The sequence below is a fragment of the Vibrio sp. 10N.286.46.A8 genome, assembly GCF_041470165.1.
GTDB lineage: Bacteria > Pseudomonadota > Gammaproteobacteria > Enterobacterales > Vibrionaceae > Vibrio > Vibrio tasmaniensis_A.
Genome location: NZ_JBFRLX010000191.1, coordinates 1 through 20354, shown reverse-complemented (window position 1 = coordinate 20354; position 20354 = coordinate 1). Strand labels below are relative to the sequence as shown.

At 44.3% G+C, this 20354-nt stretch carries 17 protein-coding genes; 11 read left to right on the top strand and 6 right to left on the bottom strand.

Translation table 11 applies throughout. From position 1 onward, the window contains the following. The first annotated feature begins 39 nt into the window (after positions 1-39). Together AB4232_RS17755 and AB4232_RS17750 are read left to right on the top strand one after the other, a co-directional pair. Positions 40-633 (top strand): TetR/AcrR family transcriptional regulator, encoded by a 594-nt coding sequence (locus AB4232_RS17755; RefSeq protein WP_017097788.1) that lies wholly within the window; start codon positions 40-42, stop codon positions 631-633. Positions 634-872: 239 nt separating this feature from the next. After that, on the top strand, positions 873-1721 hold the full coding sequence (locus AB4232_RS17750) for an alpha/beta hydrolase (RefSeq protein ID WP_372087657.1): 849 nt from the start codon (positions 873-875) through the stop codon (positions 1719-1721). 134 nt (positions 1722-1855) lie between these two features. Here AB4232_RS17750 and AB4232_RS17745 read toward each other — a convergent pair whose 3' ends face one another. Both AB4232_RS17745 and AB4232_RS17740 read right to left on the bottom strand, forming a co-directional pair. Continuing rightward, positions 1856-4396, bottom strand: coding sequence for a glycosyl hydrolase family 18 protein (locus AB4232_RS17745; protein ID WP_017097786.1), 2541 nt, complete (start codon positions 4394-4396; stop codon positions 1856-1858). Between the two features lie 401 nt (positions 4397-4797). Further along, on the bottom strand, positions 4798-5262 hold the full coding sequence (locus AB4232_RS17740; protein ID WP_012601200.1) for a DUF2850 domain-containing protein: 465 nt from the start codon (positions 5260-5262) through the stop codon (positions 4798-4800). A 383-nt stretch (positions 5263-5645) separates the two neighbouring features. Here AB4232_RS17740 and AB4232_RS17735 point away from each other — a divergent pair, with 383 nt between their 5' ends. Further along, the gene (locus AB4232_RS17735; protein WP_009846125.1) at positions 5646-5927 is read left to right on the top strand and encodes a pyrimidine/purine nucleoside phosphorylase; all 282 of its coding nucleotides are present in this window, start codon (positions 5646-5648) and stop codon (positions 5925-5927) included. A 217-nt stretch (positions 5928-6144) separates the two neighbouring features. Here the strand turns inward: AB4232_RS17735 and AB4232_RS17730 are convergent, their stop codons facing one another. Further along, entirely contained in the window at positions 6145-7017 is an 873-nt protein-coding gene (locus AB4232_RS17730; protein ID WP_269336853.1) for a pirin family protein, read from the bottom strand. Positions 7018-7175: 158 nt separating this feature from the next. On the opposite strand from AB4232_RS17730, the gene AB4232_RS17725 reads away from it, so the two are divergent. After that, complete coding sequence (locus AB4232_RS17725; RefSeq protein WP_009846127.1) at positions 7176-7457, top strand: hypothetical protein; 282 nt, start codon at positions 7176-7178, stop codon at positions 7455-7457. Here AB4232_RS17725 and AB4232_RS17720 read toward each other — a convergent pair. After that, complete coding sequence (locus tag AB4232_RS17720; RefSeq protein WP_102582608.1) at positions 7454-8644, bottom strand: GGDEF domain-containing protein; 1191 nt, start codon at positions 8642-8644, stop codon at positions 7454-7456. The genes AB4232_RS17725 and AB4232_RS17720 overlap by 4 nt on opposite strands. A gap of 334 nt (positions 8645-8978) precedes the next feature. Here AB4232_RS17720 and AB4232_RS17715 point away from each other — a divergent pair, with 334 nt between their 5' ends. The 7 genes from AB4232_RS17715 to manA all read left to right on the top strand — a co-directional run bounded on the left by AB4232_RS17715 (position 8979) and on the right by manA (position 19222). Then, positions 8979-9317, top strand: a complete 339-nt coding sequence (locus AB4232_RS17715) for a DUF1840 domain-containing protein (RefSeq protein WP_372087656.1) — start codon at positions 8979-8981, stop codon at positions 9315-9317. A gap of 113 nt (positions 9318-9430) precedes the next feature. Continuing rightward, positions 9431-12346 (top strand): alkaline phosphatase family protein, encoded by a 2916-nt coding sequence (locus tag AB4232_RS17710; protein ID WP_372087655.1) that lies wholly within the window; start codon positions 9431-9433, stop codon positions 12344-12346. Between the two features lie 366 nt (positions 12347-12712). Then, the gene (gene uhpT / locus AB4232_RS17705; RefSeq protein ID WP_009846131.1) at positions 12713-14107 is read left to right on the top strand and encodes a hexose-6-phosphate:phosphate antiporter; all 1395 of its coding nucleotides are present in this window, start codon (positions 12713-12715) and stop codon (positions 14105-14107) included. A gap of 188 nt (positions 14108-14295) precedes the next feature. After that, the gene (gene uhpA, locus AB4232_RS17700; RefSeq protein WP_086051394.1) at positions 14296-14904 is read left to right on the top strand and encodes a transcriptional regulator UhpA; all 609 of its coding nucleotides are present in this window, start codon (positions 14296-14298) and stop codon (positions 14902-14904) included. Then, positions 14904-16400 (top strand): signal transduction histidine-protein kinase/phosphatase UhpB, encoded by a 1497-nt coding sequence (uhpB, locus tag AB4232_RS17695; protein WP_372087654.1) that lies wholly within the window; start codon positions 14904-14906, stop codon positions 16398-16400. Before uhpA ends, uhpB begins: the two co-directional genes overlap by 1 nt. 8 nt (positions 16401-16408) lie before the next feature. Then, positions 16409-17749, top strand: a complete 1341-nt coding sequence (locus AB4232_RS17690; RefSeq protein WP_372087653.1) for an MFS transporter — start codon at positions 16409-16411, stop codon at positions 17747-17749. A gap of 267 nt (positions 17750-18016) precedes the next feature. After that, entirely contained in the window at positions 18017-19222 is a 1206-nt protein-coding gene (gene manA, locus AB4232_RS17685; protein ID WP_372049897.1) for a mannose-6-phosphate isomerase, class I, read from the top strand. An 11-nt stretch (positions 19223-19233) separates the two neighbouring features. Here manA and AB4232_RS17680 read toward each other — a convergent pair whose 3' ends face one another. Beyond that, the gene (locus AB4232_RS17680) at positions 19234-19743 is read right to left on the bottom strand and encodes an N-acetyltransferase (protein WP_083994609.1); all 510 of its coding nucleotides are present in this window, start codon (positions 19741-19743) and stop codon (positions 19234-19236) included. Between the two features lie 96 nt (positions 19744-19839). Beyond that, on the bottom strand, positions 19840-20097 hold the full coding sequence (locus tag AB4232_RS17675) for a YdcH family protein (protein ID WP_009846137.1): 258 nt from the start codon (positions 20095-20097) through the stop codon (positions 19840-19842). Positions 20098-20354 lie beyond the last annotated feature (257 nt).

Below are 20354 nucleotides of genomic sequence, written 5' to 3'. Positions count from 1 at the left end.
GTGCTAAAAATGAAACATGAGATTTATTATTGGTGAATAATGAGCAAGGGAAAGATAACCAAAGAGTATATTTTGAGCCATGCATTCGCGCTTGCGAGTGAGAATGGTCTCGAGAGTTTGACGATTGGTGAGTTAGCCAAGCAGTGTGGTATGTCTAAGAGTGGCTTGTTTGCACACTTCAACTCTAAAGAGAACCTGCAACTCTCTGTACTGGAATATTCCAACGCCATATTCACTGAGAGAGTCATTATTCCCGCAAGAAAGCTGGGGGATGGTGATATCGAAGCGAAATTGAAACAGTTGCTCGACAATTGGTTGGGTTGGAACCATTCATTCCAAGGCAGCTGTATGTTTATTGATGCTTGGAAAGATGCAGGCAGCGAAACGTCTGTGATTCAGAAGGCACTGCAGAAAACCATTTCAGTGTGGATTGATTACTTGACGATTCAGGTAGCAAAAGCGGTTGAGAGCAAACAGTTCAGGGCCGATTTAGATCCCAAACAGGCAACCTTTGAATTATATGGCCTTTATTTGAGTGCGAACTTGTTCTACTCGTTACGAGGTCAACAAGCGAGCCACACCCATTTTTGGAGTGGTGTACAGCGCTTGGTAGCCAGTTGGAAAGCTGTTTAATACATACAGCAGGTTAACTCGTAAGCCACTTAGCTCGCAAATCATGAAGTTCGAAAATCATGGAATTCGCAAAGCATGTGACCTTGCTTAGTTAAGGTTTGCAAAAGATTTTAAGAGAAGTGGCGGCAAGCAGTCATAAATAGCGTTTTCGCCATTTTTTATACTAACAAATAGCACGGTCGTTCGATTTTAGGGCCGAGCTCGATCCGCCAACAATGATGGCGATACAAGGAACGGTCATGAGTGACAAAATCTATTTCAATACATCGAACAAATTTAGCTTCAAGCGTAGCTTGATTGGCGCTACAACCAATCTGCACTACATTTTAGCGCCAAGTCATGCGAAGAAAACGGCACGTAAGCTGCTGCTCACTCCAATGCGTACTGAGCAGAAAAATGCCGATCCGCAAGGGCTTATCAAGAGTGAAATCAAAGGTCGTGATGGCGTCTTAAAAACGTATTCTTTGGGCACGGGTCCAGTTTGGGTTCTGACTCATGGTTGGTCTGGCACCGCGAGTCAGTTCTTCCCTCTGATGGAACATATTGCAGCCAAAGGTTTTACGGCTCTGGCTTATGATCACCCGGCGCACGGTGGCAGTGATGGTGTACATGGTCATATCCCTGCATTTGTGAATGGCTTGGAAGCGATTCTAGATTCGGTTGGGGAGGTAGCAGGTTTGGTCGGTCACAGCATGGGTACGGCTTCTGCATTGGAATGTAAGCACGTTAAATTGGAAAACAAGCCGCTGTTGCTGATTGCACCTGTACTGGATTATCTAGAAAACCTATTTGGCAGTGTTGCTCGTTCTGGTTACTCAATGAAACTGTTTGAGGCGGTAGTCGGAGAAGTAGAAGAGCAATTTAACTACCCGATTCAATCTGTTGATCCTTATGGAAAGCTAGCGCTTCGTGAGTCTCAAACTATCATTGTTCATGATGAACAAGATAAGTTTACTAAGTTTGATGTGTCGAAGCGTGCAGCCTATGAAATGGGTCGCGTTAACTTGATTGCAACTCAAGGGCAAGGCCACGGACGAGTAATGAAGTGCCCACAAGTGTTCGAGAGCTTTGATAACTTGATTAGCTAAGCCTAACGAGCGTAAGTCAGTAGAACGCAGGTTAAGAAAACAAACACTAAAAAGGCCAACCAGACATTATTTGGTTGGCCTTTAATTTTAGGTGTTTAGTTGATGCTTAGTTGGTGTTTAGTTAAACCCTACTTTTAGTTAGCACAGCTTGCTGGGCCGATCTCTTTCCACACGCCCCATTGGCCAGTCGTTGTTGGATCTTCACCTGTTGTCCACCATTTCGCTTCCCAAATCTTACCACCTTGAGTCACTTGATCACCGCCATTGTAGACCGCACTTGAATCCCAAGCGTTAGTACACGTGCCACCGCCTGTGGTTTTCTTAAGAACTTTCACTGAAGTAGCCGCGACTGATGTCTCTGTACCATCACTGACTGTCACTGAGAAATTCAGTGTCGTATCTTGCGTGTATTCAGCCGCGACAAAGCTTACTGAAGCGCCTTGAACAGTAGCATCAATACCTGCAGGTACATCCCACGTGAAGGACAGCGTGTCTTGATCCACATCGCTCGAAGCCGAAGCATCAACCACAACAACGTCACCCGTATTGGCTTCAGCCGGAGCTGCAACCACTGCTACCGGAGCTGTGTTGATTGGGCCTGTGTTCTTAGGGTTTACCGTGACAACAACTGTGTCTGTTGACGTTGCGCCTTCGTTGTCTGTTACGGTTAGGCTGAATGTCAGAGTCTCTTGCTGTGTGACTTCCACTACATCGAAACTCGCAACAGCCGCATTCGCGCTGGCTAGCGTTACCGCCGTTCCGCTTACTTGTGACCAAGCGTAGCTCGCAATTGTACCGTCGCTGTCTTTTGAAGCGCTGCCATCTAGAGAAACAGAAGCAGGGCCTTCAACCGATTGATCTGCGCCCGCTGCTGCGGTTGGTTTACGGTTTACAGGGTCAGTAGTTCCACCTGCTAGACCTTCATGCATCGCATTTAGGATATCGCCGTTATCCGCATCAATTTCCCAAGAGAATAGACCCGCAAGGCCAAGGCTACGAACGTATGCGCCTTTTGCTTTCACTGAGCGGTCATCATCAAATGTGATCAACTTGCCTGAAGTACGGTTCCAAACGTAAGGCGCTTCTGCCATTTCGTCGTAGCCATATTCAAAGCCGTTGATGCCTTGGTTGTTTGCACCAAGCATGTTCGCTTTTATGCCTTTGTAGTCAATAACGCCATCTTCCCATACGCCTTGCGCAGAGCTGCCGGTTAGTTTGCCATTACCCACGCCTGTCATTGGATCGCTAGGATCTGAAAGTGATGACGGTAATACGCCCTCCCAACCACGACCGTACATTGCTGTACCAACCACAAGTTTGTTCGCTGGAACGCCTTGCGCAAGAAGCAATTGGATGCCGTTGTCTGTAGTGTAGGCTGGGCCTGTGTACTGTTCGCCATTTTCATCTAGCCCTGTACCATCACATTGACCCGGGCGCATGAAGTTACCGCAGTTCAGTGCTGTTTGGTGGCCTAACACGTTGTTCCAACCGCCGTAGAAGTCGTAAGTCATTGCGAAGATGTAATCCATGTATTGGATTGCTTCACCATAGTTCACGTCTTCGATCTTGTCGTGACCGACACCAATCGCAGAAGTTAGCTCGTAAGTACGACCGTTTTCCGCTTCTAGTTGATCAAGCATAGTGCGAAGTTCTGCCATCAGTGCAATGTAAGCTGGGCCATCATTCACAGGGTCACCAAGGTCTGGCGCCGCACCGCCTCCACCAGGGAACTCCCAGTCGATATCTACACCATCGTAGAATTTCCACGTGTTAAGGAATTTCTTAACCGATGCAATGAAGGTGTCTCGGTTAGCTTTAGTTGTGAAGTCGAAGAATGGGTCAGACAGCGTCCAACCACCAATCGATGGAATGATCTTCAAATCAGGGTTACGCTGTTTTAGCGCCATCATCATCGCGTAGTTACCCTTGATAGGTGAGCTGTATTCGTGTCCTGCTTGAGGGAAACTCTTCTGGAAAGCCGCCCATGGGTCATGAATCACCACTTCGTAATCGTTAACGCCCTGACACGCTGTCATGAGTGCGTTGTAGCTGTTACCGCCTACTGATTTCACTGATTCGTTAGGACCACAAATTGGGATGAATCCGTAAAGGATATGGGTCAAATTGTCAGCAGGTAGGTTATCGACTGTGTAATCACGGCCATAGATGCCCCACTCAACAAAGTAAGTACCTACTACCGTGTTTGGGTCTGTGTTGTATGACTTGTTGTTTGGATCCACATTCATCGAAAGTGGCGCTAGGTGTGATCCATCGGTATCAGCGATGGTGATCTGAGCGGGTGCACTTTTGGCACAGCCTGTTTCATCACACGCTTCGATTTTCATCTCAAATAAGCCGCCTTGGCCATACTCGAATGAAGCTGTAGTTTGGCTGCCAGTAATTGGGCCAGTAGCAACTTTAACGCCATCAAAGTAGATGTTGTAAGTGTTCCCTGATGTTCCGCTCCATTGGTTGAACTTGACATCGACCTTTGCTTTGTCGTGATACTTAACCATCTGGTTGTAACCAGAGGTTGTTTCCATCGCGAGTTCAATTTTAGAAAACTGTAGGTTGTTGGAACCGTACATATCAATGCTAGGTGCTGTTGGCGCGGCCAATGCTGTACCAGATAGCGCTAGAGCAATACTCGCAGCACAGGTGTTTATACGAATCATACTATTTCTCTCATTCCTTGAAGGTTTAGAACCAAGTGGTCCTAGAATCGGCTCCCGTCAGTTTTGAAGGAGCTTCCCCGTCAGTATTCGAGAGAGTTTTAATTTCATGACTGAAAATAAATCCGTTTTCGATGGACAACTAAAAAATTGTATCTTGTTACAATTCTGTTGCTTAATGAATGAGAGGCTGAGTCCATGTTTTATAAAATAAAACCTCACTCAGAAGGAAAGTCTCATAAGTGAAATTACACGACATGAAGTTATGAAAAAGTGCGGCAAGCTATTATTAAATATCGTGAACTGAAGCAGTATCACAATCTGAAGCACGTCATACCGGTGCTTGTAAGAGACAGGTAGTATTGATGCAAGAGGGGTTACTAAACAAAGCGCTGTTGAAAGTATTATTTTTTGAATTGCTCAGCTAATACTGAGCGTCGTTGCTGCATGAGTCCTTGAGTATCACCCGCAACAGTATCTTCATACCCTTCTTTTATGAATTGTTTGGATGGTGTGTTAGGCACTAACCGTTTTAAACGAGGTGAATTGTAGGTACCGCTAATGGTATAAATCGTTGGGCCTGAACCTGTGTTGATCGTGACATCTTTGCCATCAAAATCAAACGAGGTACTGATGAAACGATAGTTCATCATCACACCATCATCGGAAAGTGTAAGAATATCTGTTTTGTAAGGTGGAGCACCAATCTCGATCCATGTGCCATGGACGTTACTTGGGCTTACAGATTTTTGGTAGGCTTGGTAGCCAAAATAGCCGACGGTGAGGGCAATCATAAAGCCAGCCATTAAGAAGGCGTAGAGTAACGAATTGGCCAATATATCGCTGCTTTTCGTGGTATTTTTAGCCATTATCTCTTCATTTTAGTTACTCATACTGGTGATGATTCTATAAAATAAAACGATAGGTTGCAAAGGTTCTTATAAGAGTTAGAAGCAGGATCGAATGTTCTTTTGAATCAAACTGCCTCAGTGATTTTTTACCCACACATTCTGTCTTCATGCTTTGTTAAGGAATATTTACTTAGAATGATTAGGTTGTATACCCAATGCCACGCCTAAAATGATTTCATCTCGAACGAAATTTAACTTCGAAAGGTCAACAGATCCTAAGCTATATTCATTTATTTCTTGTAGGACAGTCTCGAATTGGTTAAAACAATTAGCACCTAAATTTACGCATAGGCTTATTCGTTGAGCCTAGTAATGCAATTTTGAGATAACAAGGAAGTACAATGATTAAAGAAAATACATACTTTGAAGGCGGTGTTAAGTCGTTAGCGTTTAACCAGTCTGGTGCTGATGTGAGTGTTGGTGTGATGGCCGCTGGTGAATACACATTCGGTACTGCAGCTCCGGAAAAGATGACTGTTGTTAAAGGTGCTTTAATTGTAAAGCGTGTTGGCGATGACGATTGGACGACATTCCAATCTGGTGAGTCTTTTGACGTTGCGGGTGACTCTTCATTCGATTTACAGGTTAAAGAAGCGACAGCTTACCTGTGTGAATACTTGTAGGAAGGCCTGAGTTCGTTCAACCAGAGTATCGTTTATCTATGGCTTAATAGAAAAAAACCACGCTCTAGGAGCGTGGTTAAATAAGTGATAATAACCGGCAGTGGATAGTGTCACTTGTTTTTACAGTCATCAAATGGATGACCAAATTGTTGTTCGTTGCAAAATCTCTTCAATCTTCAACTTCAATTCAAAGCTAAAAGCGCAAAGACGTCGTCAATTAGTAAGTCTCAAAAACGCCATTGTTGTAGTCCTGAATCGTCTGTTCAATTTCTTCCATCGAGTTCATGACAAACGGACCATAGTGCGCAACAGGTTCATTAATCGGCTCACCAGAAAAAATCAGTACACCTGAATCTTCTAAACTACTCAGAGACAGCAAGTCAGCTTTAGTGAGTAACGCAAGTTGACCTTGGTTGATGACTTTATCACCGATCTTAATACTGCCTCGGTACACGTAAGTCATGGCATTGTGATTAACATCTATCCCTAATGTTATTTTTTGCCCAGAATGAGATCGCCAATCCGCTACGCTTAACGGCACACCTGTTTGTTGCAGTGGGCCTTGCGTTCGTAAAGCCTCTACATCATGGTCAGCTAGGTTATGCAGTTCGAATACACCAGCAATAACTCTCAATAAACCATTTTGTTCACTTTGATGCTCCGCGATGCTTTCACTTTGGAAGTCGTGATATTGCGCTGGTTGCATTTTGTGTGTTGCAGGCTGGTTTATCCAAATCTGAAATCCATGAAGTACACCTTCTTCCATCATTGGCATTTCGCTGTGAATCACACCACGACCCGCGGCCATCCACTGTGCACCACCGCTGCGAAGCTCTCCAACATTCCCCATGTGATCTTTGTGCTGGAAGTGACCTTGCAGCATGTAAGTGAGCGTTTCTATCCCACGGTGAGGATGTGGAGGAAAGCCGCCAACATAATCTTTGCTTTCATCCGACTTAAGTTCATCAATCATTAAAAATGGAGAGAAACGCGTGTTATTGAAACCAGCGAGTCTTTGTATTTTTACGCCATCACCATCGGAGGTAGCGTGTGCTGCAATCACATGATCTACTGCTCTTACACTCGTCATTTTGAAATCCTCATAAACTTGAATAGCTGTAGTTTATGTAATTTGATTTAAAAAGAAGATGGCACAGTGTTGAGTGACTTATTCGAAAATTTTGAACAGGTAAGAATATGAAATCATGTCTATACTTGAATAGAGAGCAGACCGCCAAGGAGGCCGCTATGGCAGTACAGCAAAAACATGGCGAAAGGCAAGGTCGGATGGGCTTTGATAACGATTTTACAACGGAGCAAGGTCAGCGTTTTACAGAGGTTGCGAATAAAGCGGTTAAGCGCCGTGTTAGAAAGCACCAGGCAGATGGGCCTTTTATACACTCGGCCAAGCAAGCCGCTTTTAAAACCGTTGCTAAATCTAAGAACGAAAATCGAAATTTAGTACGACAAGTCGTATGGATTATTGTTATTGGCTTAGTGAGTTTATGGGCCATGTATATGGCCGGCTAGCGTGGACGCGTTTTTAATAACGTAACATTGCTCCCTTCGACCTTCGCTTCAAGACAACCTTCAAGCTCAGATGATTCCGATTCTGAGAAGGCGAGGTTCGTCGGTAGCTCTTCTATCAAGGTTGATACGGGATTATCGTGATAATAAGCGTATCGATTTTTTCCTGAATGTTTGGCTACATACATCGCTTTATCAGCACATCTCGTCAGCTCATGTAATTCTTGAGCATCTTGCGGGTACAACGAAACCCCAACACTGAGTGTCAATTCCTTGATTCTCTCGTTTGTCTGGCAACCACTTTCGAATAGCCCACAAATCCGATCTAAAATACCGTCTAGATCTTTGCGAGTTGGTACATCGTAGAGCATCAAAACAAACTCATCTCCAGCAAAGCGCGCAATCGAATAATCGTATTCATGACTTACCCTGTCTCTGGTTCGGATGTTGTTGCTTAAACGATTCGCAAAATGCTGCAAAACACTGTCTCCGACGTCGTGCCCGTAGCTATCATTAATGCCTTTGAAGTCATCTATGTCCAAAAAAACTAATGCAGTCAGTGAGCGTTCACTATCCACTGTCGCAAGTTTTTCTGTCGCCCAGCGTTCAAAGCTCCAACGGTTTGCCAAACCGGTTAGTTGGTCTCTATAGGCCAGATCTTCAATCCCCTCTTTATACAGGCGTTGAATATAACTGACGGCTTTTGTGTAGTAATAAGCTGATGTGTGACATACCAAGCTCATTGTAAATAAGCTAAGAATAAACCGGTGTGAGCTGCTAAAAGGTAAAGAAAAGCTGCTAGGCATCGCTGTAATCAAGGTGCTGATAAATACACAAAATGAGGTACTGAATATAATGCCAATTCTGAAATCGTTTATGAAAATGACGGCAGCCAAAATCGGGTAGAGCCAGAGTGTCCGCTCGGGAATGGCGTGACTGTACAAGAATAGGATGACTCCTTGAACGAGCAGAACACCACTTAGAATCAATTCTGAATACTCAGCGGCAGTGACTTTTTTCACGTAAAATGCATTGGAGATAGCGATAAGTGCAAAACACAGTTCGAAAATTGACAGCGTGTAATGCTGACCTTGGAAGTAAGCCCAAGTGTAGAATGTGAATAACGCAGCGGCAGCCAGTGAAAAGGAGTGGACAATTTTTTGCTTGCGAGTGGATCGTATGTCCGCCATTTCTTCTAGGTGTCTGCCGACGAGCCTTTTCATGTGATTTGTGCCAAAGATTTTGATAATTGATGTTAATAGTAGATGAAATAAAAGTCATAGCAGAGTGTTAGTGACCTTTTTAGTGTGACTACTATCAAGGTTTCATATTTAAATGATGAGTGACTCACAATAAATAGTGATGCGCGTCACTAACGGTGCAGATGTATCCGAGAGTGAAACAATCAAGGTTCTAGTTGCAGGAAGTTACTTGGCTATTATCTACTTGCTTTCCAATACGTTACTCAACATAGTTTGTAGATAGCTAATGTTTATAGATACCTAAATTTGATAGAGGCTCACAATGTTAATTACCTTTAGTTGCAAAGCTCATGCTAGCGTCACGATGTTTGGTGAAGTCGGTCTTAAGTTCATTAAGATGCTTGGACATAGTGGCACTATCCCCGGAGCAATTGATGCTTCAGAGGTTTCTCAAGCGTTAAGCAATTTGCGTGCTGCGATCGCCGCTGAGCAGAGCAAGCAGGTAGAGCAAGAAAATGCCGATGATGACAGTGAAGAAACAGTTGTTGAAGCGCCTGTTAATATCGGTAGCCGAGCTTTCCCGTTAGTTGAACTATTGAAAGCGGCCATTAAAGACGAATGCGAAGTGATGTGGGAAGACGGTAGCGGTAAGCGATTGTAAGAGTATTCGAGCTCTTCGAATCAGAAAACAAACGTTTTCATAGGTTGACTAATAAATGCAAACTGAAACAATACGCTGCATTTATAGAAGTGTGTTGATCTAAAGGAAATTTGATGAGCTCTTATTCTCACGTTCGCAGTTACGCCAGTTTATTCAGTGCCTTATCGTTGGCGCTTGCATCAGCTCCGAGTGCCGCTGATATATCAACAACGCCCGTCATTGGTGGCGTGTTTAGCTCCAGTGAAGTGTTGAAAAATCATGTGCTTTCAAGCCTAAGTTATTCTGCCAAACTCACTCGTGATGCAGCTCTTTTCACCATTGGTGGCGTCACATTAGATGCGTACATTCTCGCTCTCCCTCTAGATGTCAAAACAAAAGCCAGAGTCGTTGCTCAGTTATCTAACCCGACGTACTCAATTCCTTTGGGTTATTTTCTCTATAGTTATTACGACCGCTATTCAGGCTTGGGCAGTGAAGATGTGTTCAAATCTTACTTGTCGACGGTTTATGATAAGCAGGCGCTAAAGGGTTTTGAACATAGCCTCTATCATGTTGGAGATAAGCCAACCTCAGAGCATCGCGAGCCAGATACCTCGACTGAAGCAACGGGACATCATGAAGGTATTCGTATCGATGAACAGTTCATTGCCAACATGGTGGTTATCTACGATGCGTTATTCGAAATTGGTGTCTGGCAGGATATGGACACGCTCCCTGCGAATTACACATACTTAACCAATAGCCCTGAAGATCTAGCGATCGTCGCTCAGATTCAACCGATCATCGTTGATTTGATCGGTAAAGCGGCATTGGGAATGGATGACGGCGATATGAAGTCTGCAATGCTGGCGATTGCAGAAGATGGCAAACCAGAAAACGCTGATAAGCCGAATAACAAAGCACAAGCTCTTACCATCACTCTCATTGATTTTGTGCGCTTAAACTTGCTTAAAGCTTATCGACAATTTGTGTTTAAAGAAGAGCGTGCAGAAGCGCTCGATGATTGGATGCAACAAGCGTTCAGTGACCAGCCTGATGCGCTCATTCAATTCTTAGAATCCCAACAGCAAAAACGTTTTGCGGTCCAAGTGACCGTCGATGGTTTACAGCAAGGATTGCTCGAGGGGTTGGTCGATGAGAATGCGCCTTTCATCTCAGTGGCTTACCAAAATCATAAAAACCGAGCGCAATACAAACCTCAGCTAGAAACGGTGATTGAGCCTGAGCATCAACAGCAGGTTCGGTTCATGGAAGTTCTATCAGAACAAACCTACCGTGATCCGAATTACCTTCCGTTCTTCAAAAATCTCTATCAAGAGCATCGAGGCAATATTAGCCGAGTGGGTATCTCTTCAACTCCCACAATCAGCGTACGTAACCTACCTATCATTAAAACGGGCGCAAAAGTGTCGGGGCAAGGTGGCACTGGCATCCCTAATTTCCACTTTGTCGACCGAGAGATCGACCGAGCGTATTACTTCTTTGGTAATGATGCCCTGCAGTTAGATGTGTTGATGGCAGACAACAAGGTTCAAACCATGTTTGATCGCCTTGATTACCTTAAAACGCTGAACTGTAACGCTCAATATGATTGGAATGCTCACACCACTTACGATGGGTTAGTAAACCTAGGTTTGGGTGAGTCACTGCGTGATTATGGTGAGAAACGTTGCGTGAAAGAGCTTCAAGAACGTTCAGAAGTCGAAGTGGTTTTGCAAGAAAAGCGTCAAGCCTTGATTGAAGATATTGAAGCGTATCAGTCTATATCTGGCTTTGATTTTTTCACTAAGTTTTCAAAGAGAGCTCTGGTTAAACAGTCTATCACTCAGTTTGCCGAGTTAGATGGAAAAGGGATGCCAGACTACACCTTGGTTTATAACCCATGGCCGGATCACTTCGCGCACTTTACCGGTCCTTTTAGTGACGAAATTCTGATGCCGACTGGAGAGCTTAACCGACTGGACTATTGGATTCGCCAGATTGAAGCGACCTACCGCAGTGCAGGCATTTACGATAAAACGCTATGGGGCATGGCAGGGGATCATGGTTTAACGCCGGTGTTCTACGCACTCAATCCCGAAAAGCAGGTATTTGAAGGCTTACAAGCCGAGCTAGAGTATCCAATTGTGGTTAAGAAGATATCTTCGGACGAGGGGGAAGGGCCTAAGATTACCAATGCTCTAAGCTACCCAAGCTCGAAGGAATTGGATGTGGTGGTCGCCTCGACTGCTGGTGGTAACTTCATGATGGACTTCTTTAATTCGGCTCAAGGGTGGCAGGTTCAGCCGGTTTACCAAGAACTCACGCAGTGGTCTCCGATTGCAGCGCCAGCTGGTCAGAATATCGATATCATTAATCAGATAGCGCAACGCTTGCCTGAAAGTCTTGATTATATGGTCGTAAGAGAAAGCACATGTGATCAACAACGCTGCGCTGTTCGTGTGATTGGCAATCGTGATTTAAAACGGGTCGATGAATTGATCACACGTGAAGGTGACAAGCTTTTCTATGAGTCATTGGAAGACAACCGAGCGCCAATTTTGCTCAATACGCAAAGGTTAAATCCATACCTAGCATCACCAAGCGAAGCTGATTTTGCACAGTATTCTCAATTGGTAGAAAAATGTATTAACCGAGCGGTTAAGGCGGATGTGACAACCTGGTGTAGCAGTGCTGAATGGACTTCATTGACGCAACCAACACCTCGACCAGATTCAGTAAATCAACTGGCTAATATCTACCTTGAAGATAGGGCTGGCACGGTTAACTTGTTCCCTAAAGCGGGAATTGGTTACAACACCAAGGTACCAGGGCGTCATGCTGGTGAGGATTACTTAGAGAAAGATGCCTTCATCGGATTCTGGGGAGCGCCAATTGGCGATAACTCTCAGCAATTGAAAATCGAAGCTAATGGCTCTTTGGCTCCAACGCTGTTTGAGTATTTGACCGGAGAACCTGTGGTCGAAGGCGAGAACGGTTGGGGCTTTCCGTCGTTGCTGAATAAGTTGGATGTGTCTAAGAATAATTAAACTCTATTATCTATCGTTTAGGTTACGATACCGTAAAGCGAATCTAATGTGGCTTTTATTAGCCACTTTAGACTTCAATAAACTGCTCAATACAATCGATGTTTAGTTTGCTTGGGGCACCTACTAAATATCTTAACTAACGACACCTTTCCAATACCTCTTCACGGCATAACACATTTTAAATAAAGTGATGCTGTTCACGCTTTCTTGACTCCCAATTCTGAACTAAGAATTTTTCCTAGTTATTCTAAGACCCTCTCTCATGCGGTCGCTTTTTAGACTCCTTATTATTTCATCATCGAATTGCAAAGAGTGCATGGTCAGTAATGTTCCGTGCAGACCTCATCAATAATAAGAGAGTTCACAATGTTAAAGTTCCTAGATCAGGTTAGAAAACCGACGCTGGATCTTCCGGTCGAAACTAGAAGAAAAATGTGGTTTAAACCATTCCTACAATCGTACCTAGTCGTATTCATTGGCTATTTGACCATGTATTTAATCCGTAAGAACTTCAATGTCGCGCAAAACGACATGATTTCTACTTATGGATTATCAATGACCGATCTAGGTCTTATTGGTCTTGGCTTTTCAATTACTTATGGTATTGGTAAAACGGTTGTTTCCTACTACGCGGATGGCAAAAACACCAAGCAGTTCCTGCCATTCATGCTTATCCTATCTGGCCTTGCCATGTTGGGCTTTAGCTTCAGCTTGGGTGGAGGCAGCGCTAGCTTATTCATGATGGTTGCCTTCTACGCATTGAGTGGTTTCTTTCAAAGTACCGGTGGTCCTTCAAGTTATTCGACTATTACTAAATGGACGCCTCGTAATAAGCGTGGGTCGTATTTAGGTCTTTGGAACATGTCACACAACGTAGGTGGTGCAGGTGCTGCTGGTGTAGCGCTGTTTGGCGCTAACTACTTTTTTGATGGCAACGTAATTGGTATGTTCGTGTTCCCATCGATCATCGCGATTGTGGTTGGTTTTATTGGGATGCGTTTTGGTAACGACTCTCCAGAAGCATACGGTTTAGGTACAGTTGAAGAGTTGTTTGACGAAGAAATCAGCGAAGAAGATACTATTGCTGAAGAAAATCAAATGACTAAGAAAGAGATCTTTGTTGAATATATCCTTAAAAACAAAGTGATCTGGTTACTCTGCTTCGCGAATATCTTTTTGTACATTGTTCGTATCGGTATCGATCAATGGTCTACAGTTTATGCGTATCAAGAGTTAGGTCTATCAAAAGAAACGGCTATTTCAGGCTTTACTCTGTTTGAAGTTGGCGCTCTGGTCGGTACATTAATGTGGGGTTATTTATCAGACCTTGCTAACGGACGTCGTGCTTTAGTTGCTTGTGTATCGCTTGGACTGATTATTGTATCTCTAGAGTTTTATCAGCATGCAACGAGCGAGTTCATGTACCTAGCATCACTATTCGTACTTGGCTTCCTAGTATTCGGTCCTCAACTGTTGATTGGTGTTGCTGCGGTAGGTTTTGTTCCTAAGAAAGCAATCAGTGTGGCTGATGGCGTGAAAGGCACATTTGCTTACCTAATTGGTGACAGTTTTGCCAAACTTGGCCTAGGCATGATTGCAGACGGAACGCCTATTTTCGGCTTAACAGGTTGGAAAGGGACATTTGCAGCACTCGATACTTCTGCTGCCATTTGTATTGTTTTACTGTTGTTCGTTGCTATTGCGGAAGAGAAGAAGATTCGTCACGCGAAGAAGATGCACCTAGCGGCTCAAAACGCGTAGCTTGTCTGAGTACTTGTTCTCGCAAAGAGAGTTTCGGGTAGATAGTTTCACGTGCTTTATTGGTTTAAAGCACGTGAGATCATACCAATCGTTAGTTCGATTCAGTATCATCTCTACCAATAAACTTAATTTTAGATAGCTCCTGTTGGGGCTATTTTTCTTTCTCACTCTTAATTTTGGTTAATATCATGATTAATGTTGCGCTTGTTGATGACCACGTCATTGTTCGATCTGGCTTCGCTCAATTACTCAGTCTTGAAACTGATATAACGGTCGTGGGGGAGTTTAACTCTGCGGCAGAAGCGCGCCTCGGGCTGCCAAGTTGTCACCCTGATGTCGTTATCTTGGATATTTCAATGCAAGATGAAAGTGGCCTGAGCTTATTGGAAGAGATTCCATCTGGCATTGCTAGCATTATGTTGAGCGTACATGACTCTCCGGCAATGGTTGAAAAGTCATTAGAGTTAGGAGCTAAAGGTTATCTCAGTAAACGCTGTAGCCCTGATGAGTTAATTCAGGCCGTACACACGAGCGCAAATGGTGGCTGCTACCTTACGCCAGATATCGCCATAAAACTTGCGACACCAATGAAGAATAAAGCCTCGTTAAATCAGCTCACCCGCAGGGAAAGCGAAGTGTGCCAGTTATTAGCGACAGGGCTCGACGTGAAATCTATTGCCGTCGAGTTAGAGGTTAGCCATAAAACGGTACATGTGCACCGTGCCAATGCCATGGACAAACTCAATGTTAAGAACAACGTTGAGTTAGCTAAATTGTTCACTCAAGACCAGTACTAATGCGTTCTTATCTAGCCACCTCCTTATGCGGGGTTTTTATGGCTGGCTGTGCATGGTTCTGTTTATGGGTTATTGCCTTCTATTTCATTAATGACCCTGAGTTAGCCATTCTGCTTTTCCCATTCTCACTCCGGTTAGGAATGACGCTGCACACTCGCACTCACTATTGGCCTGCTATCTATATTGCAGAGTGGGGGCTCGCGATTGCTCTAGCTCTACTACTTGATGAACCTCAATGGCTGACGATACTAATCGCCAGTGGACTAAGTATTCCAGCCACTCTAATTGCCAAACGTTATTATTCTGGTGACCTGAATCGTCACTTGTTAGTGATGGCGAGCTTAATCATGGTCACAGCACTCATCAATGTTGCCGTGGTCAGTTCTCATGTTCCGGCTGTTTACATGGTGTGGTTGGTGAGCATCACGGGTGGTTTGATGTTGGTGCCGATGTGTTATTTGGTATGGAATTACCTATTCCAAAATAAGTGGGCGCCACTGAGCTCTTACTTAATCAACAATGTCATTGAGTTCAAAATCCGTCACATCGCTTTATACAGCCTCTTGTTGGTCGTCAGTATTTTGATACAAACCAGTTTGCCAGATGAGCTAAGGCGCTTCGCCCCGTTCTGTATGGCTATCCCTATTATCTTGCTCGCCGTTCGTTATGGATGGCAAGGCGCCTTGCTCGCTACCCTGCTAAATAGCGTCGCGTTGATTGCAGCCCACAGTGGCACGTCCAAACTCGAAATTACTGATTTACTCTTGTCTCTTTCCGCTCAGACCATCACAGGTATTTTGCTTGGTTTAGCTGTTCAAAAACAAAAAGATCTCAACTCGAAATTACGCAGTGAGCTCTCTAGGAATCAAAACCTTTCCCGTCAGCTAATCACGGCTGAAGAATCGGTTCGTCGTGATATTGCCCGTGAGTTACATGATGAGATAGGCCAGAACATCACGGCAATTCGGACTCAAGCGAGCATTATCAAACGTGTCGATGCAGCTGAAATGAGCGTTCGCTGTGCTGGTACGATTGAATCATTATCGTTGAATGTTTATGACACCACCAAGCGCTTGCTAACGAAGCTAAGACCAAAAATGTTGGACGACCTTGACCTGAAGGACTCCGTTGAACAGCTCACACGTGAAATGGAGTTCTCGGATCACGGTGTTGATATCCAGTTAAATTGGCACGGTGACTACTCATGTTTGAGTGACACGCTCAAGGTTACTCTCTTCCGACTGTGCCAAGAGTCTTTAAACAATGCCCACAAATATGCTGAAGCAAGTGAAATTAGAATAGAACTGATTCTAGACGATCAAGCTTATCTTCGAATTACAGACAATGGTGTTGGTTTTACAGCGCAGGATCTTCTCAAAGGAATGGGTGTTCGTGGTATGCAAGAGCGTGTTCAGGCGCTCGGTGGCAAGATGACAATCAACGCTAATGACTCTTCTTCGGGTACTAATATCAGCGTTACATTACCTAAAGTGTGAGAACGAATATGTTTGGATTTCTGCGCTCAACAACGTCAAAAAGTCATACTCTAAGCGATGATGAGGTCAATCAGCGTTATCGTTATTGGCGTCTCCACATCATGATAGGAATGTATGTCGGCTATGCAGGTTTTTACTTCACTCGTAAAACCTTTAATTATACCGCGCCAGCCATGATCACCGATCTTGGCTTAGACAAAGGCGAAATCGGCTTGATTGGCACGCTCTTTTATCTTTCCTACGGCTTATCTAAGTTTATTTCAGGCACGATATCGGATCGGTCGAACCCGCGTTACTTCATGGGGCTCGGCCTAATCGCGACAGGCTTGATCAATATCGCGTTTGGTTTTTCTAGTTCGTTGGCGGCTTTTATATCGCTTTGGGTGCTTAATGCATGGTTCCAAGGTTGGGGCTGGCCATCGTGTTCCAAGTTATTGACGACCTGGTATTCTCACTCCGAAAGAGGCTTTCGCTGGGCTATATGGAATACAGCACACAACGTTGGTGGGGCATTGATCCCTATTCTCGTCGGCTATCTAACTCTCCAATACAGTTGGCGAGCTGGGTTTATCTGGCCGGGTGTGATTGGTGTTTTTATCGGTCTTATTGTCTGCTGGCGCTTACGTGACAAGCCCACCACCATGGGACTTCCGACGGTAGGGAAGTGGCGTAGTGATCACCTGGAATTAGCGCAAGAGAGCCATGGGCAAGGGTTCAGCTATCGAGAGATCCTGAAAACCTATGTGTTCAGCAATAAGTACATTTGGTTGCTCGCTTTTAGCTATGTGTTGGTTTACATCGTAAGAACGGCAGTTAACGACTGGGGCAACTTATATCTCACCGAAGAACACGATTACAGTTTGATAAACGCAAATGCTGCTTTGTCTCTGTTTGAGATTGGCGGTTTCGTTGGTTCACTTGTTGCTGGATGGGGATCGGATAGGCTGTTTGGTGGTAACCGTGGTCCCATGAATATCCTGTTCGCGATTGGTATCTTCCTCTCGGTATCCGCTTTATGGCTTATGCCTCTAACCAACTTTGTGTTTCAAGCGGCTGGGCTGTTTTGTGTAGGCTTTTTTGTGTTTGGCCCTCAAATGCTAATAGGTATGGCTGCCGCGGAATGCTCACATAAAGACTCCGCAGGAGCTGCGACAGGCTTTGTTGGCTTATTTGCCTATATGGGTGCAGCACTTTCTGGCTACCCATTAGCGCTCGTTCTAGAAACTTATGGTTGGAGTGGGTTCTTCATTACCATCTCGACTTGTGCGGCCGTTATTGGCTTGCTGCTACTGCCTTTCCTACAAGCCCAATCGCCTCAGAAAAGTGCAGAGGTTCGCTCTGGCTTTTAAGGGATTTCTTCGTAAATAAGATAGCTGCTAATGGTCCTCTGGTTATTATGCAGCTACCCTATCTTCAGCATTTTTTATACGTAGCATTCAAATGTGACTCTTTTCACGCTTTTCATGGTTCTCACCTGTTTCTAAGAATTTTTCCTATTGCGTCTAAGACCTCATCTCATGTGGGTTCTAGCTGCTCTCTGTAGTCTTTCTAATTATTTACGTTATTAGAAATTAGCTCTCTGAATTGTGTTCAAAGGGCTCACTACGGAAAACGCCATGTCACTCAGCCACTTCTCAGAATACTCATTTTTCCCAATGGAAAACACCATCCAAAATTATGCATGGGGGAGTATTTCTTCGATACGTGAACTGTTTGGCTTTAAGAATGAGTCACAAGAGCCGCAAGCGGAAGTTTGGATGGGAGCGCATCCAAAAGGTTGCTCAATGGTTAAGCTTGACCAACATTTGGTGCCTCTCTCTGAGCTGATTAACAAGAATAAACCCGCTTATTTATCTACTGATATTGCGCAGGAGTTCGGTGAACTGCCGTTCTTGTTTAAGATCTTGGCAGCGGAAAAAGCGCTATCGGTCCAGGTCCACCCAAACAAGCACCAAGCCGAGTTAGGCTTTGCGAGAGAGGAGCAAGCAGGAATCCCTCTGACTGCAGGGCATCGTAATTACAAAGACTCTAACCATAAACCTGAATTGGTTTACGCGATCACTGAATACCAAGCGATGAATGGCTTTCGAGAATTTAACGAAATATTAGGTTTGTTCAGAAGATTAGACTCTAGCGTGCTCGCTGGCTTGATTGAAGAGTTTGGGACCCACCTTGACTCTCTAGGTTTAGAAGCGTTTTTCCGTGATCTATTAACGCTTAATGACCAATGTAAACATCAAGCACTAGAGCAACTTCTGACTTACGCAGAGGCTCACCAAGATCAAACAGAATTTGCATTGATCATTGAACTTAGCCATCAGTACCCGAACGATATCGGTCTGTTTTGTGTTCTGCTGCTTAACTTGATCACACTAAAGCCAGGTGAAGCGATGTATTTGAATGCGAACACTCCGCACGCTTACATTAAAGGTACCGGGCTTGAGATTATGGCAAATTCGGACAACGTGCTACGAGCAGGTTTAACGCCAAAACACATTGATGTCGCTGAGTTAGTCGCCTGCACAAAATTCACGCCAATTCCGTTCGAAGGCTTGTTGTTAGAGCCATCAAAACTGGGTAAATGTGATTGTTATGATATCCCGGTCAGTGACTTCAATTTCAATATCTTTCATCGTCCTCATCAAGAAGAAGTTATCACAAGTGGCGCTGAAATTTTAATGGCAATAGATGATGACCTAGTGCTAATGAGTCAGAAAGGCGAGCACTTAACCCTCACCAAAGGGCAATCGGTATTTATCCCAGCTTATATTGGCCATTACGAATTGAGCAGCAAAGGGCGAGTGGCGAGAGCGTTTAATTAGCGAAGTCGCTTCTAGTTTAAATAGAGAGTCATCCCCACGAAATTAGTATCACTATCATCAACAATTTGGTAGTCAAGCGCCTGATAAAAACTGATGGCGCGGGTGTTACTTCTAAAGCTCGACAGAGTGACTTGGTTTCGTTGCTCTTGATGGGCTTTTTCGTGGATGCGTGACATGACTTTTTTACCAATAGACTGATCTTGGTATTGATGGGAAATGATCAGAAGGTGAACATGGTATGCGTTGTCATAAGGCTTAAAACACACAAGTCCAACCCTTTGTTTTCCTAGGTATACCCAATGAAACCAAGAGGGATTGTACTCGTTTAAAAGTCGTTGACGTTGGAAGTCGTCATCCCATCCGAAAACGCTATCAACGTGTATGAAAAGCCCTTGCTTAACACACGCAAACAGTTCTTCGAATTCGAGATTTGAAACGAGCTGGAATTGTATGTTCTCTTCTTCTATTGTCACTCTGCTCACTTCCTTATCAAACGCTTTCGAATAAGCAAACAGTAACATAATTGAAGAAGCCGAATTAGCTTGGATTTGCGCTGTTATGAAACCAAAAAGCCATGCGTAGTGCATGGCTTAGAATAAAGTATCGGATTGATTTTTCTATACGATCTTAAGCGCGTGATGGCGCGTGAGCTGTTTGTGTAGCGAGTCTTTTAGCTCCATGCGTTCTACTTTGAGGTTGTGCATGCTGTCGTCATCGATAGGGCTGCCAGAGATTTCTAGCTGACGGATGTCGTAGTCGAGTTGGTGGTATTTTTGCATGTCTGCTTTGAATTTTTCGTCGTCGTGGTTGAGCTGAACAATGTCTAATTTAAGATCTGGGAAATCTAAGATAAAGGCATGGTTTTCATTGAGCATTGGCACTTCCTCTCTAGTCGGATTTTTAGGGCGTGTTGATCTTTCGAGCTTGTTTTTGCGGCGAATTGCTGGGTATTTCTACAAGGCAGAGGCTTTGATGTGTAGCTAGCCTACATGAGAAGCCGATAACGTAGTAGAAATGACCAGCAAACGCTGCCCGAAGGGTTCGGCTAAAAGCGTTTTACTCTTTGTTGAGGGAGATTTGCTTAGAATGACTAGGCTACTTCTCCCTCGCCGCGATTAAAACGCTTTTATCT

Bases quoted from the DNA above. Each gene is read 5' to 3' on its own strand.
- AB4232_RS17755 (WP_017097788.1), top strand. From the start codon at position 40: ATGAGCAAGGGAAAGATAACCAAAGAGTATATTTTGAGCCATGCATTC.
- AB4232_RS17750 (WP_372087657.1), top strand. From the start codon at position 873: ATGAGTGACAAAATCTATTTCAATACATCGAACAAATTTAGCTTCAAG.
- AB4232_RS17745 (WP_017097786.1), bottom strand. From the start codon at position 4,396: ATGATTCGTATAAACACCTGTGCTGCGAGTATTGCTCTAGCGCTATCT.
- AB4232_RS17740 (WP_012601200.1), bottom strand. From the start codon at position 5,262: ATGGCTAAAAATACCACGAAAAGCAGCGATATATTGGCCAATTCGTTA.
- AB4232_RS17735 (WP_009846125.1), top strand. From the start codon at position 5,646: ATGATTAAAGAAAATACATACTTTGAAGGCGGTGTTAAGTCGTTAGCG.
- AB4232_RS17730 (WP_269336853.1), bottom strand. From the start codon at position 7,017: ATGACGAGTGTAAGAGCAGTAGATCATGTGATTGCAGCACACGCTACC.
- AB4232_RS17725 (WP_009846127.1), top strand. From the start codon at position 7,176: ATGGCAGTACAGCAAAAACATGGCGAAAGGCAAGGTCGGATGGGCTTT.
- AB4232_RS17720 (WP_102582608.1), bottom strand. From the start codon at position 8,644: ATGGCGGACATACGATCCACTCGCAAGCAAAAAATTGTCCACTCCTTT.
- AB4232_RS17715 (WP_372087656.1), top strand. From the start codon at position 8,979: ATGTTAATTACCTTTAGTTGCAAAGCTCATGCTAGCGTCACGATGTTT.
- AB4232_RS17710 (WP_372087655.1), top strand. From the start codon at position 9,431: ATGAGCTCTTATTCTCACGTTCGCAGTTACGCCAGTTTATTCAGTGCC.
- uhpT (WP_009846131.1), top strand. From the start codon at position 12,713: ATGTTAAAGTTCCTAGATCAGGTTAGAAAACCGACGCTGGATCTTCCG.
- uhpA (WP_086051394.1), top strand. From the start codon at position 14,296: ATGATTAATGTTGCGCTTGTTGATGACCACGTCATTGTTCGATCTGGC.
- uhpB (WP_372087654.1), top strand. From the start codon at position 14,904: ATGCGTTCTTATCTAGCCACCTCCTTATGCGGGGTTTTTATGGCTGGC.
- AB4232_RS17690 (WP_372087653.1), top strand. From the start codon at position 16,409: ATGTTTGGATTTCTGCGCTCAACAACGTCAAAAAGTCATACTCTAAGC.
- manA (WP_372049897.1), top strand. From the start codon at position 18,017: ATGTCACTCAGCCACTTCTCAGAATACTCATTTTTCCCAATGGAAAAC.
- AB4232_RS17680 (WP_083994609.1), bottom strand. From the start codon at position 19,743: ATGTTACTGTTTGCTTATTCGAAAGCGTTTGATAAGGAAGTGAGCAGA.
- AB4232_RS17675 (WP_009846137.1), bottom strand. From the start codon at position 20,097: ATGCTCAATGAAAACCATGCCTTTATCTTAGATTTCCCAGATCTTAAA.